At 41.6% G+C, this 13,531-nt stretch carries 10 protein-coding genes; 9 read left to right on the forward strand and 1 reads right to left on the reverse strand.

Features of this window, described 5'->3' with window-relative positions; genetic code table 11:
* Positions 1-9 precede the first annotated feature (9 nt).
* From ACGHEH_RS14770 to ACGHEH_RS14790, 5 genes are all read left to right on the forward strand, one after another.
* Entirely contained in the window at positions 10-1,557 is a 1,548-nt protein-coding gene (locus tag ACGHEH_RS14770; RefSeq protein WP_390446646.1) for an NAD(P)-binding domain-containing protein, read from the forward strand.
* Positions 1,558-1,580: 23 nt separating this feature from the next.
* The gene (locus ACGHEH_RS14775) at positions 1,581-2,210 is read left to right on the forward strand and encodes a chorismate pyruvate-lyase family protein (RefSeq protein ID WP_130254565.1); all 630 of its coding nucleotides are present in this window, start codon (positions 1,581-1,583) and stop codon (positions 2,208-2,210) included.
* Between the two features lie 3 nt (positions 2,211-2,213).
* Positions 2,214-3,692 (forward strand): cytochrome P450, encoded by a 1,479-nt coding sequence (locus ACGHEH_RS14780; RefSeq protein ID WP_390446649.1) that lies wholly within the window; start codon positions 2,214-2,216, stop codon positions 3,690-3,692.
* A 153-nt stretch (positions 3,693-3,845) separates the two neighbouring features.
* Positions 3,846-4,817, forward strand: coding sequence for a phosphatidylinositol transfer protein (locus ACGHEH_RS14785; RefSeq protein WP_390446653.1), 972 nt, complete (start codon positions 3,846-3,848; stop codon positions 4,815-4,817).
* A gap of 193 nt (positions 4,818-5,010) precedes the next feature.
* Positions 5,011-6,696: a hemolysin D gene (locus tag ACGHEH_RS14790; RefSeq protein ID WP_390446656.1), complete on the forward strand. Its 1,686-nt coding sequence runs from the start codon at positions 5,011-5,013 to the stop codon at positions 6,694-6,696.
* Positions 6,697-6,785: 89 nt separating this feature from the next.
* Here the strand turns inward: ACGHEH_RS14790 and ACGHEH_RS14795 are convergent, their stop codons facing one another.
* A complete protein-coding gene (locus ACGHEH_RS14795; RefSeq protein WP_390446659.1) occupies positions 6,786-8,909 on the reverse strand; it encodes a TonB-dependent receptor plug domain-containing protein in 2,124 nt (707 codons plus the stop codon).
* A 162-nt stretch (positions 8,910-9,071) separates the two neighbouring features.
* Here ACGHEH_RS14795 and ACGHEH_RS14800 point away from each other — a divergent pair, with 162 nt between their 5' ends.
* The 4 genes from ACGHEH_RS14800 to ACGHEH_RS14815 all read left to right on the forward strand — a co-directional run bounded on the left by ACGHEH_RS14800 (position 9,072) and on the right by ACGHEH_RS14815 (position 13,474).
* Positions 9,072-9,773, forward strand: a complete 702-nt coding sequence (locus tag ACGHEH_RS14800; RefSeq protein WP_130254570.1) for a response regulator transcription factor — start codon at positions 9,072-9,074, stop codon at positions 9,771-9,773.
* Positions 9,773-11,518: a sensor histidine kinase gene (locus tag ACGHEH_RS14805; protein ID WP_390446663.1), complete on the forward strand. Its 1,746-nt coding sequence runs from the start codon at positions 9,773-9,775 to the stop codon at positions 11,516-11,518. The genes ACGHEH_RS14800 and ACGHEH_RS14805 overlap by 1 nt, the downstream gene beginning before the upstream one ends.
* 421 nt (positions 11,519-11,939) lie before the next feature.
* Positions 11,940-13,184 (forward strand): EAL and HDOD domain-containing protein, encoded by a 1,245-nt coding sequence (locus ACGHEH_RS14810; protein WP_390446666.1) that lies wholly within the window; start codon positions 11,940-11,942, stop codon positions 13,182-13,184.
* A 107-nt stretch (positions 13,185-13,291) separates the two neighbouring features.
* The gene (locus tag ACGHEH_RS14815) at positions 13,292-13,474 is read left to right on the forward strand and encodes a hypothetical protein (RefSeq protein ID WP_390446669.1); all 183 of its coding nucleotides are present in this window, start codon (positions 13,292-13,294) and stop codon (positions 13,472-13,474) included.
* Positions 13,475-13,531 lie beyond the last annotated feature (57 nt).

Here is a 13,531-nt window from a genome sequence, read left to right on the forward strand (position 1 = left end):
GAATGAAAAATGAGAAAAAAAATCGCAGTCATCGGTGCTGGTTTATCAGGCATTGCCGCCATCAAACAGCTTACAGACGGAGGCCATGAGGTCGTCTGTTTTGAAAAAGCAGAAAGCTTTGGTGGTGTATTTGCCGATAAAAAAATCTATGAAGATTTGCACCTAACCATTTCTAATTATTTTATGGCGTATTCAGATTATGTGCCGAGTCAGCAAAAGCTGAAGTTCTGGTCTAAAAAAGAATACGTTAATTACTTAGGCGAATACCTTGCCCGCTTCGAATTAGGTCAATACATCCATTACGATCACGAAGTACGAAAGGTAGAAAAGCAAGCGGGAAAATGGCAGGTCACCACGAAACATGGCATGGCTGAACAAACTGACATCTTTGATATGGTTGCCGTTTGCTCGGGTCATTTCCAAAAGCCAAAACTGCCTGAGCTTGCTGGTTTAGATATGTTCGAGGGCGAAATTGAGCACTCGAATGATTATCGCGATAAGCACAAATATGCCGGTAAACGTGTGTTATGTGTCGGTTTGGGGGAAAGTAGTGCCGACATTACTTCTGAGATTTCAGAAGTTTCGAGTAAATGTATCTTATCGCTGCGCCGTTACCCAGCGGTGGCACCACGCTATATGGCGTTCCAAGAAGATCCTTACTTCACCATAGATACCAGCTGGTTAACATCACGCATCGTGAACAAATTACCTCATCGTTATCATGGTGGGATCACCAAAGGTATTTTCAATAAGTATGTGAATAGCCGTAACGATCATGTACGGATCAGAGGTGAGTGGTTGAAAAAATCAGGCCCTTCTCACCATCAGGCCGTCACTAAAAATGAGCGACTATTCAGGCCAATCGCCGATGGCAAAGTAGTCCCTAACATTGGTGGCATTATGCGTTTTGAAAAAAACGCCGTGGTGTTTCAAGATGGCACGCGTGAAGAAATTGATGCCGTGGTATTTTGCACGGGCTATCAACTGAGCTTCCCTTTTTTAGACGTAAGTATCAGCAATATGCGTGATTTGTATAAACAAATGTTTATTCCTGAAATGGGTGACTCACTGTCGTTTATCGGTTTTGTTCGTCCGCAACAAGGGGGCATTCCGGTTATTGCTGAAATGCAATGTCGTTATTTATCACAACTGGCCAGTGGCGAGAAACCATTACCACCACTATCAGAAATGGTCGACATCATTAAATACGATACCGAACACTGGCAGACGGAGTATAAGATCACCCCACATGTGGCCTCTTTGGTGAACTACTGCCATTACATGGATTCTATGGCAAAGCTGGTTGGCTGCATGCCTGAGATCCCTAGCTTGTTTAAAGATCCACTGTTGCGCGTAAAGCTATTGCATAACCCGCAGTTTGCAGTGCAATACCGTTTAGATGGCCCAAATAAAATGACTCATACAGCGCGCTCGTTCTTATTAGGCTTTCCAAATATCAGTTCTTGGCCACGCATCATTCATTTTGAGTTGGCTTTGATCACCCAAAAACTACTCTCACGTTTACGCCTTGATGGCTTACGTGAGCTCAGTAAATAGCTGCTCAGGGACGGGAAAACGTTATGATCCGATTAACCGATGAGTGCTTGTGCAATCTAAATGATGCGTTGCAACCACACCGCTTTAATTTAAGTCGTTTAAGCCATTTGCAAAAAATCATCTTAGGCACCGATGGCACAGTAACCCAATTAATCGAAAGTATTGTCGATGAAAAGTTGGTGGTGAATAAACTGTTTGAAGCCGATGTTGATAGTGACACGATCGCCACAACGTCGAGTGAACAACAAGCTGAAACACATTGCCAAAGGCGGGTTATTTTATTGCAAGGCGAGACCTCAGGCTTGCCGTACCTGTATGCCGACTCCTTGGTTTATCACGGAAACATGAACGTGAATTTTTCTCGTGCCCTGACTCATTCTCAGATCCCCATCGGCAAAGCATGGGAAAAGTTTCAGGTTGAAACCTATAAAACCTTGCTGTCATGGGGATTTGAATATGCCAATGAGCTAGCACCTCACTTTGCGATTTCAAGTCATGATTTGGTGTTGTATCGCACTTACTTGGTGTTCTCTCAGGGTAAAAAGATCTTCCGGATCACCGAAAAGTTTCCTTTCGTTTGGTATCTGCAATCAGAGCAATTCACAGCGAGTGCAGCGACCACTGCAACACCAACTTTAGTCAGCGGAATTTGAGCAATGAAAAATACAGACAGCGTCGTGGCGCAACCACAAATCAATTTAGACATTAACAAACTGACTCCGAGTATTCCTCACATCCCATTTAACAGCGAAGACGGGCAGCTGTTTTTTTGGGGTGAGGAATACCACCTAATTATCGAGTCTCTATCAAAGAAGTACGGAGATATCTACTCGGTTGAAACAGCCAAGGGCAATTTGGTGGTATTAAACGGCTATCAATACATCAAAGAAGCATTGGTCACACAGAATGATGTGTTTAATGTACGAGCCGACTATAAAATTCTGCAAGTGGCACCACAAAAGCACTTTTTAGAGTTAGAAGCTGGCGAGCCTTGGCAGGTGCATCGTAAAGTATTTGCCCATGCCATGCGTGAATATTTTGCCACGCGCTGGGATAACATTGAGCAATGGATGACCACTGAAATTGAGGATATCGCAGCGGTATGGCAAGCCGATGAGGGCAAGCCATTTGATCCGAATCGCGAAGTGTCAATTAAGCTTGCTAGTTTTTTACATAAGGTCATGTTTGATGATCGCTTTGGTGAGTTTGAAAAAGGCCTGTTTGACGAGAAAAGCTTAAGTTGGTTACCAAATGGCTTTATTAACAGCACGCGTTACGAGTTGATGCCTACTGAGCTGCAAGAGAAATATTACGCTCAGTATGGTGATGCGATTGAAAAGTTTAGCGGTAACTTGAACGCCCTTGATCAGTACGTGTCATTCAATGTTGACCGTCGTAAAGCCGATTATAAACCGGGCGAGTATCGTGATTTATGTGATTATTTGTTTGCTGCCAATGACAGTGTTGATGCGCAAACGAAAGCTGCTTTAAATATTGATGAAAAAGAAATTGTCATCGGTTCACTGACTCAAGTTGCTGGAGCTGGTGGCGGTGTTGGTGCATTTGCTATGCGCTGGGCCTTGTTATACTTGGCTGCTTTTCCAAAACAGCAGCAGCGTGTACAAAAAGAACTCGATGAAGTGGTGGGTAAAAACGCGGTGCCACTGAATAAGCACAAAGCGGATCTGCCTTATACACAAGCATTTATCAGTGAGGTATTGCGCCATTGTTCAATTACATCAATGCCTGCAGCCAATTATGCAACAAGTAAAGACACACTATTAGATGGATATTTTCTTGCCGAAGGCACGCCATTGGTGATTAATAATTACAGTATTACCCGAGATGAAACGCTGTGGGAAAACCCGCATGAATTTATGCCTGAACGCTTTTTAGATGAAGATGGCGAGTTGAGCAAAAAACAATTGGGTAAGGCTTTCCCATTTGGTTTAGGACAGCGCCGCTGCTTGGGTGAACATTTCGGTAAATACATCATTCATACCTTGTTTGCTCAGTTAGCGCATAAGTTTGAATTTAGTCTACCTGAAGGGAAGCAGGCCAATCTTAAAGCGATTTCAGGGGTGTTCTTAGTGCCTGAAGAAGTCGAAATTGTGGCTAAAGCGCGCAACACCTAATTCATTTTCATACGCACACATAAAAGGCCGTGTACTTGAAAAATACGCGGCCTTTTTTATATGAATTAAGTTTTTATTTTATATTTAACATTTTTGTAACTTTGAGTTTTTATTCTATTCTAAGTAGTTGATGTTTTTAATTAAGGAAAGAATATGAACAATAATAAATGGCTTTTTGCCCCGCTACTGCTGAGCACAGCCTCGGCTTTTGCACTACCGCAGTGTCCGCAACCACATTTGATGGAGCAGCGTTTTGAAGCGCCCAGCTTTGAAACCGGCAAATATAAAAACTGGTCAAATCGTTTTATTACTTGGCTGCCAAGCTTTCATATGATCCACGATGAAATTGTCGCGGTAGGTAAGCCTGTTACAGTAACGGCTAAGTTTGATTACGGCAGTGTGGCGCATAAAGACTTAGAGTTTGAAACAGTGAAGTTTTATATTCGTGGTCAAAATGATGCAAAGTGGCAATATGTCTCTACGGCGACCACAAACAGCGATGGCAAAGCGACTTTATCTTTACCAGGCATGTCTGCAGGCCAATACCGTATTTACGCGGGCGTTCCAGCTGATGGCACAGGAACAGAAGGTTTCTTAACGGTCGTAGAGCCAAATACAGAAGCGGTATTATTCGATATTGATGGCACATTAACAGAGTCTGATGCCGAGCAAATTGGTGATTACACAGGCATAGATTATGCTGATGCAAAGGATGAGGCTTATACCTTAGCGCGTAGCTATTTAGATTTAGGTTATCAGCCTATTTATCTGACCGCGCGTGTTTATTGGTATGCCAAAGGTACACGTAAATGGCTATCTTGGATGGGTTTGCCTCAAGGTTATCTGCGCACATCGCTGAGCAATGAAACCAGCTTATTCCGTACTGCTGAGTACAAGACAGAGCAGATTAATAAGCTTGAAGCGAATGGCATTAAAATTGTGCGTGCTTATGGCAATGCAAAAACGGATGCTGAAGCATTTATCAAATCTGGGTTGAGTGCATCTCAAAGCTTTACCATAGGTAAAGATGCGGGTCATTACGGCACAACGCCGATTTTAAATAACAGTTACGCCGATCATATTGCGACTCACGTCAGTAACTTCCCGAACGCGAATTGCCGGTAATTTATTTACTTTCTCCAGCCCTGAGTTCCCCCAACCGCTTAGGGCTGTTATCAAAAAATCTCACTTATTCCCTTTAAACTTTTATTAACATAGTTGTAACTTTAAAGTTTTAACTCTACTATGCGCATGATTTTTATTGGCTTAAGGAAATGAGCTGTAAAAAGCTTATTAAGCCCGTTCTATAAGGAAAATTATGAATATCAAAAAACTGAGTATTGGTATTGCACTGCTAGGTGCGACGTCAGCAAGTGCATTCACGCAATTAGGTGGCGGTGGCATTATGCCAATGGGTCATGAATGGCTCACACGTACCGCGGCACTCGAATTGCTAGACCAAGAGCACATCATTCAAACCGATCCTAATGATCCTCGATATCACTGGCAACATGGCCTGGCGAAGCGCACTGATTTAACTGCGGCGTACGATGAAGTACAGCGCATACAAGCTAAAAGTAATAACAATGCGAGTTACCAACCTAAGTATGACGATATCTATGCAGCCATTGTGGGCGAACGCTGGGTGGACATTGCTGGGTTTAATGTGACGAATGCCAGTACGGATCCGACTGGACCAAACTGCTTTAGTGCGATTTCGCAAGAACCTGCCGACCTTCAACAAGATCACTTTATGCGTCGTTATGATGACATAGGTGGTCAAGGTGGTGTAGATGCCGCTTACCGAGGTCAAAAGCGCTTTATTGAACACTTTGTTAATGCCGCAATGGCAGAGCAAAAGCGTATTCAAGTGTGGGATGGTGGAGGCTATTCAGCTAAAGCCGAAGTAGATCATAACTATTTCTTGTTTGGTCGAGCGGTGCACTTATTCCAAGACTCATTTAGCCCGGAACATACGGTACGTTTACCAGCAGATAATTACGAAAAAGTATGGCAAGTAAAAGCCTATTTATGTTCAGAAGGTGCAGAGCAGCACACACATGACACTAAAGATGTACTCGACTTCAGCAGTGGCGATGTGATCTGGCAAGAAAATACTCGACTTGATTCAGGGTGGGATTCATATTCTGCAAGTAATATGAAGCCTGTTGCACTTGTGGCCTTAGAAGCAAGTAAAGACCTATGGGCTGCATTTATCCGCACTATGGCCGTAGACAAAAGTGCACGCGAAGCTTACGCAAGGCAAGAAGCACAAACCTTGGTAGACAATTGGCTGTCGTTTGATGAACAAGCGATGCTTGTATGGTATGAAAATCAACAGCATAGAGACCATACCTATGTACTCGCCCCGGGTGAAACTGGGACAGGTAAAACACTTGAAGCCTGTATGGGAGAATTAAATGTAGGCACAACCAATCAAGCTGAGCGTGTTGCGCAATTAGATGCTGAGCGTCGCCAGTGCTTATATAACATTGAAGCAGAACCCGGATACGCAGATCTGTACGATGATTATATGGGAATGCCCTATAACTGGCGCTGGAAGTCACTTACTTGGCAAACACCACCAAACGACTGGCAACCTACTAAGCAACAATCTGACAGTGGCAAAGCGGTTATGATCAAGTCTGCTGTAGATGGTAAGGCGTTGTCGGTATCGGCTTTAAATAATAATGAACGCTTAACCACAGCGCAGAATAACCCTGTGGAGTGGCTCAAAGTACCTGCAAGTGAAGGGCGTTACTATTTACGAAGTCGCCAAGCACCTGCATTGTTCTTTAGCTATAGTGGGTCTTCATCAGGGTATGGAAAATTATGGAACTCGCCAAAACAAGCGGAGTACGAGTTTGTTTATCAAGGGGGCCTATGGAATATTAAAAATACCTATTGGCAGCAGTATTTTTGGTATAACCAAGATAAGCAGCGTCCACAATTAACTTCGACAGGCAGTGCAGATGAACAGCACTCAAAGTGGATTTTAGAATAACTTTACTCTCTTCTTTTTTTAAAGATACCTAGTAGGTTTCAAAAGGCACGGAGTCAACAGCGTGCCTTTTTTGAGACGAAAGGGACTCATTAAAATTGGCCGCTTAATAGTAAGGTAAAACGTGGTGAGCGCTCAAAGCGGCGATCTTCATACTGTGAAATACCATTTTCAGTAAATAAGCCGTCATGTCGAGTTCTGATGTTTCTGGTTTTACGGCTTAGCAAACGGTCGCCTTTAAGCGTTAACTTCAAGTCAGATGATAGCTTATAATCTAACTCTATTCTGACTTTGAGTTTATCATCCAGTGTGCTGGTATAGTCGTATCGTGTAAATGGAGAAGCGCTTTTATCAAAGAGTGTCATGCTCCAATCTACTTTGTTAAATAGATTAGTTTGGTTGATTTTAACTTGCCATTCGTTATCGCTTAGTCTCGCTATTTTGTTGTCCTGACCTGTAAATGGGTCACGCATATTACTGTCACGCCAAGTGTAACTGACACTGACCATAGTATTTTTTAGGCCAATAGGGTCGAGGCCAAAATCAGTTTCAAGTTTCACACCATATTCTTTCGCGTTATCAACATTACCTTCACCTGAATAGCTCACTAGTGGGATCTCAACAATGAGATCGGTGATCTTATGGTAATACGGCGTCAGAGTCAGACTACCTGAGGTTGCTTGCCATTGTCGCTCAAAACTTACAGAGAACTCGTCTCTGACTTCTGGGCGTAAGTTAGGGTTGGTTTCTTCTAATCGCTGCTCTTCTCGGTTAAAGCGAGGCACAAAATCATTTAATCTTAATTGGCTCACGGTACGCTCTAAATTGGTACGTAACTGAATGGCGTCATTTAAATCATGGCGTAAGTTAATACGTGGTTTTAAGTAATTAAATGAACGGGTTGAGCCACTATTTGCTTGCTCAAAGGTATCGGTTTGCAAGCTAAAATCAGTAGCGACATCCAGTTTTGAATACTCGTAAACCAAAGAGGCCTGTAAGTTCGTTGCTTGTGATATTGAATAGTTATAGTGACTAAAGCCTTCATAGCGGGTTTCTTTGATTTCATTAAGTTCAGTCGAATGATAAACATCATCTTGGTTGTCAATAAATTGCAGGTTCTCATCGAGTTTATTAATAGCTAGCTCAACGCCAGAATCGAAGCTATGCTGCTGGTTGAGTGTGTATTTCCAACTGCCTCTCACGACGCTTTCTGATTCTCTGTAAAGTCGAGGGAGTTGGTATCCCGCCGTGGTGCTGTCATCGTCATTGGTAATGGTCTGCCAAAGTTGATCGTTGGCTTTACTGCGGTTTTCGATAAATACCAGCTTTAAGCTGTGTTTGTCGTTAATTTTATGACTGATATCTCCGCCAATCTCCCATTCTCGTAGGCCCCAATCAAATGTCAGGTTGTCCGCCGTAGTGGTGTTATCTGCAAGTTGAATGTAGGTCGAGTCAAAGTCGCTATCTAGATAGATTTTTTTATACATGCTGTTCAGCGTCATAGAGGTGCTGTTGGCGTGCTTGTAACTGAACTTATTGCTGAATATGTCTTCTCGGAACCAATTTTTACGCACGCGCTTGTAGTGTTTTGTCGGCTCATTGTCAGCAGAGCTAAACAGCTCATTGATTTTTATTTTTGTAGGATAAAGCTTTCTTTCAAAACCAAAGCGATACGTTAAATCGCCTTCACCACCACTTAGTACCAAAGAGCCTAACGGTTTGCCTTGCATAGAGTCTGTTTTCGTGACCCCAATATTCCATAGTACCGCGGTGCTGATGTCGTCTTTGAGCATGACATTGATGATTAAACCATTACTTTGCACATCAAGACCCGATACCGACCCTCTGATCAGCTCAATATAGTCAACATCTTTAGCCTGAATATTGTCTAACTCACTTTTAATGCTATTACCTTTACCCGATACGCGTTGTCGATTAATTAATATTTGTTCGCCTGACGAGCCAAAACCTCGGGTTTCATTGTTGTTATTCATGGCTAATAGTAGGTTATTGGCTCCTGGAATTTTTTCTAAGATATCGCGCAGATTTTGTGGTGAAAATGGCGTGAAGAAACTCTCGTCGTAGGTATCAATGTTAGCAGCTGTGTTGCTGCTTACATCATCATTGGCACAGCTTGCTTGGCTGTTAAAAAACAAAGTCAATGCAGTTGCAACCGCACTTAATTTTAAAAGACGAGATGTGAAAAGGCGTTTCATGATATTTCCCTCAATGGCGTTTGAACTCATATTAGGAAAGCGAACAAAGGTAAAATAGGCACAAAAAGTAAAACTCTGAGTAGGTTTTTTTTACAAAAGTTTACTTAAGAAAATGTAAGGTCTGGGGTAGGGTAACGCGTGTGTAAAAAGGAGTACCGAATTATGAGCATCAAACCGAAATTGTTAATCGTGGAAGACGAAGCCAGTATTTTACGCGGCTTGACCGACTTATTTATTTTTCACGGTTTTGAGGTCGACAGTGAAATGGATGGCAAGCAAGGGTTAGAAGCCGCGTTACAAGGCCATTATCATTGTGTGATTTTAGATGTGATGCTGCCGAGTATGAATGGTTTTGAGATCTGTAATGCGCTACGCCAACACTCGCAAAGCCAAGCGATTTTGATGCTGACTGCTAAAAACAGTGAAGAAGATATCATAAATGGTCTGACTTTGGGGGCTGATGATTATTTAGCTAAACCATTTTCGACGTCCGAGCTGGTGTTAAGGGTTAAAGCCTTAGTGCGCCGTTCAGGATGGAGCCCCGAAGATAGTAAATTGACCATTTGCGATCAAGTGGAGATCTGCACTCAGAGTTTAACAGGCCAATCGTTCAACCAAACGGTGCGCTACACCCGTCGTGAAGTAGAAATCTTAAATTATCTAAGCCAACAAAAAGCGCCAGTTTCTCGCTGTGAACTGTTAAGAGAAGTTTGGGGTTATAAGTCCACCGATCACATTGATACTCGAACGGTTGATATTCATATAGCCAAGTTACGTAAGAAAATAGAGCCAGACCCTAAAGCGCCAAAATATCTAGTGACCCTGCGTGGTGAAGGGTATCAATTATTCGGGCAGGCTTCTTGATGAAAGCATTCTTAAAACCTTCTCCACTGCTTAATTATCAACAGCGTTTAAAACGGCTAAGAATTTTCACGCTGAGCTTTTTCTTGCTGTTGTTTATTCCTGTGTCTTTAGTGTGTGTGTTTGTGTTTCAGCAATTTCAACAAGAGCAGATCGTAAAATACCAAAAGAGCGCAACCAAGCTTAGCGACATCATTAATAAACGCTTATTTAAACAAGCGATTATTACTAACTCGGTTTCTCCTACCGAATTTGACTATTATCAGTATGCTTACAACCCTGAAACCAAAAAGGTCACGCGGCAAGTATCCCCGCTTGCTGATCCAGAAAGCTTTCAGCGGTATGAAGGTTTAGTGGGGTTCTTTCAAATAGATGCACAAGGGCGTTTTAATAGCCCTATGTGGCCTGATGTGATCCAAGCGGATGATGTTTTCTCTGAATGGGAAGCACAAAAAGAAAGCCTCAAAATGGCACGCGGCTTATACGATGTGGTGATGCGTTCAGGGCAGATAAAAACTTTAATTAATAATGGCTTTATCGTACAACCTGAAAAATATGAAGTGATAGAAGACGTACCAGACTACTTCATTTTTTATCGCGTGGTGACAGTCAGTGATGAAGTAAAAATGCAGGGCTATGTGCTAGATAAACAGCGTTATTTACTCGGACTTATCATGGAAGTCATGACCAATAAGCGTCCCAATGCATTTCTCGGATTGACTATTAGTGATAAGAAAGGTCATGCCGAGGATGCGTTTATTGTTTCCAAGATGCTGAAAAATGGAGATATGGATGTACAGTTACAAGCGTCGTTACCGGCAAAGTTGATGCAAGTTCACCTTAAAGAAAGCAAGTTGCATTGGCCATTTCCATCTTATTGTATTTCGTTTTCGACTAAAGCGTTTGGTACCAGTAGCCTTGCTTTGTATGGCTTAGGGTTAATGGGGGTCTTATTAATGACCATTGCACTAGGCTGTTATGGTTTTTATGCTTTGGGTAAACGTCAGTTAAAGTTAGCCGAGCAACGTCTGAACTTTGTCTCGTCGGTGAGTCATGAATTAAAAACCCCACTAACATCCATTCGCATGTATTCAGAAATGCTAAAGTCAGGGCAAATTCTATCTGAGCAACATCGCAGTGATTACTATGAGTTTATATTTAGTGAGAGTGAACGTTTATCTCGTTTGATCGATAATATTTTGCAGCTATCTAAACTCAGTCAGCCTGCACATAATGTTGAGCCGAACTGGGTAAAATTGAGCATATTGAATGACGTTATCCAATCAAAAGTCTCATCTTTGTTAGTGAAAAATGATTTCAAACTTACTATAAATCAGCCTTTTGAACAGCCAGATAGTGCTCTTCTGTGGGTTGATATGGATGCTTTTGCGCAAGTGGTGATCAATATTACTGACAATGCCGTGAAGTTTTTTGATCAAGCCAAGATCAATGATGTTGATAGGCAAAAAATCGATTTCAATTTTCATTATTCTAAGCAACAGCCTGAATTTATTCAGTTGCAAATACGTGATTATGGTTTTGGTATTAGTGAAGAGCAGCAAGAAAAGCTGTTTGAGTTGTTTTATCGTGGCGGCAATGAATTAACCCGAGCAACCCAAGGCACGGGAATTGGTTTGGCTTTGGTTAAAGAGCTGATCAATGCCCAGCAAGGTGAAGTGAGTGTAGAGCGTATGTCACCGGGCTTGGCGTTGAATATACGGTTTAAATTTAAAATAGCTGACAGCTAGGCTTGCCTGATTGCTTTGGCACAATTCGCTGGTAAGTTTGTATATTTCGTTATAACGACTAATTAGGTTATGAACTTTATTGCAGCAGAGTAAACTAAAACATGCCCTCTTATGAGGGCTTTTTGTTCTGTGTATGAAGCCTAAGAAAAAGAATAAATTGATCAACTTAAAACATATTTACGTAAATTGCTGTTTTAGAGTTAGTACAGGTTGCCTTTTGGCATTAAGACATGAAATCCGTTTTTAAAGCGGTTAAAATTTATAAGTTAAAAGGGGTTAGAATAAATTATTATGATCCTAGTAAAGGTATTTTTGTTTGCTCATCTTCTTGTGCTGGCGTAACCTTAAAAAATGCGACAGAATTTCTAATTAATTCTCAGAGCTTTAGAGCTAGAATTACATTACCAGGTTTACACTATCTATGACAAAACCCGCGACTCAGTACATTGCTAGACAAGCAATTCTCGATGCGACAAAGCAAATATTTGCTTATGAATTGCTATATCGAGATTCGCAAAATAATGCTTTCCCTGTCGGGGTAAGTGATGAGCAAGCCACTGGGCGAATGTTTTTTAATTCACTTATTTTGGTTGGCAAAGAAAAACTGGTTGCCAATCATTGTGCGTTTATCAACCTTTCTGATACCACGTTATTGCAAGAGATCCCGCGACTATTAAAACCTGATAACTTAGTGCTTGAAATTGTTGAGCGTTCGCAGAATATTCAGCAGTTACTTGAAACCGTTAGATTGCTACGTAAACAGCATTACCGCTTTGCGCTGGACGATTATGATGCCGACTCTCGATGGGAGCCGCTTTTACCTCATATGTCTTACATTAAATTGGAGCTTGAACAGCCTATTCTTAAAACCACTATGATGGTTAAGAAATTAAAGCGTTTATATCCAAAAATAAAAATTGTGGTTGAGCGAATTGAAACCTACGAAGAATTTGAATATTTGAAAAGTGCTGGGGTTGATTATTTTCAGGGCTACTTTTTTGCCAAACCAGAAATGTTGACGCATGGTAATGTTGAGCCTTCTAAGCTAGTGGTGTTTGATTTATTAAAGTCAACAGCACAGCCGAATCTGTGCTTTAAAGATATCGAGAAAAAAATCTCTAAAGACTTGAGCCTAACGGCTAGGGTGTTGAAGTTAGTGAATGCTCGCTCAGGCCTTGAAAAGTTAGAGATGAAGACGATTTCTCAAGCGGTTGTTTACCTTGGCGAAGATGCCCTAAGACAATTTGTTCGGGTTTTAGCGCTCAGTGAGCTGGGAGTTGATAAGCCAGCTGAATTGACCAAATATGGTTTAATGCGTGCACGCTTTATGGCATTGTTTTTAGCGCCCGGCGGTGAAGAAATGGCTGAGCAGGGGTACCTAATCGGGCTGATGTCGATTCTAGGTGCAGTGCTTGATATGGAGTTAAGCACCATTATTTCTGAGTTCTCACTCGATAGTAATTTAAGTGGTGCACTATTGAATTACAAAGGCTTACTTGGCGGGGCATTAAAAGTAGCGATTGCCGTGGAGCAAAATAATTGGCAAGAAGCTGAAGCTGTATTAGCAGCAGTAAGACCGGCAACACCCATTAGCAATATTTATGATTTAGTTTCTCAAAGCCGTGAATATGCTGATGAGATTTTCGCTGTAGTATCTAAAAATTAAAAACGCTTCTAGCGTGTTGCTTTGTTGTTTTTTTTGGTGTTACTTTTTTGTTGCTTTAATGGTTAAAGCATTATTTTTAGTTATTTAGTCTTAAAGGAAAAAGACGAATGAAAGTATTAAGACTCGCACAGTTATTGCTGGTGTCAGGTGGTAATAAGCCTGACAACTGTAAAGAAAAAAAGAATGAAAAAACGGGTGGTAAATATTATGAATGTGAAGGCGTTATATTCGATACCTGTCATTCTATAAAAAAAGATGGTTCGGTCGGCAATAGAATAAAGTGTCCTTAAAATTTGGATTGACTGGGAAGTGCATTCAATAATCACTTCCTGGTACTTATAGGATCT

It is taken from the genome of Pseudoalteromonas sp. MTN2-4 (assembly GCF_042848605.1).
GTDB lineage: Bacteria > Pseudomonadota > Gammaproteobacteria > Enterobacterales > Alteromonadaceae > Pseudoalteromonas.

Coding starts and splice junctions, on each gene's coding strand:
- ACGHEH_RS14770 (WP_390446646.1), top strand. CDS start 10: ATGAGAAAAAAAATCGCAGTCATCGGTGCTGGTTTATCAGGCATTGCC.
- ACGHEH_RS14775 (WP_130254565.1), top strand. CDS start 1,581: ATGATCCGATTAACCGATGAGTGCTTGTGCAATCTAAATGATGCGTTG.
- ACGHEH_RS14780 (WP_390446649.1), top strand. CDS start 2,214: ATGAAAAATACAGACAGCGTCGTGGCGCAACCACAAATCAATTTAGAC.
- ACGHEH_RS14785 (WP_390446653.1), top strand. CDS start 3,846: ATGAACAATAATAAATGGCTTTTTGCCCCGCTACTGCTGAGCACAGCC.
- ACGHEH_RS14790 (WP_390446656.1), top strand. CDS start 5,011: ATGAATATCAAAAAACTGAGTATTGGTATTGCACTGCTAGGTGCGACG.
- ACGHEH_RS14795 (WP_390446659.1), bottom strand. CDS start 8,909: ATGAAACGCCTTTTCACATCTCGTCTTTTAAAATTAAGTGCGGTTGCA.
- ACGHEH_RS14800 (WP_130254570.1), top strand. CDS start 9,072: ATGAGCATCAAACCGAAATTGTTAATCGTGGAAGACGAAGCCAGTATT.
- ACGHEH_RS14805 (WP_390446663.1), top strand. CDS start 9,773: ATGAAAGCATTCTTAAAACCTTCTCCACTGCTTAATTATCAACAGCGT.
- ACGHEH_RS14810 (WP_390446666.1), top strand. CDS start 11,940: ATGACAAAACCCGCGACTCAGTACATTGCTAGACAAGCAATTCTCGAT.
- ACGHEH_RS14815 (WP_390446669.1), top strand. CDS start 13,292: ATGAAAGTATTAAGACTCGCACAGTTATTGCTGGTGTCAGGTGGTAAT.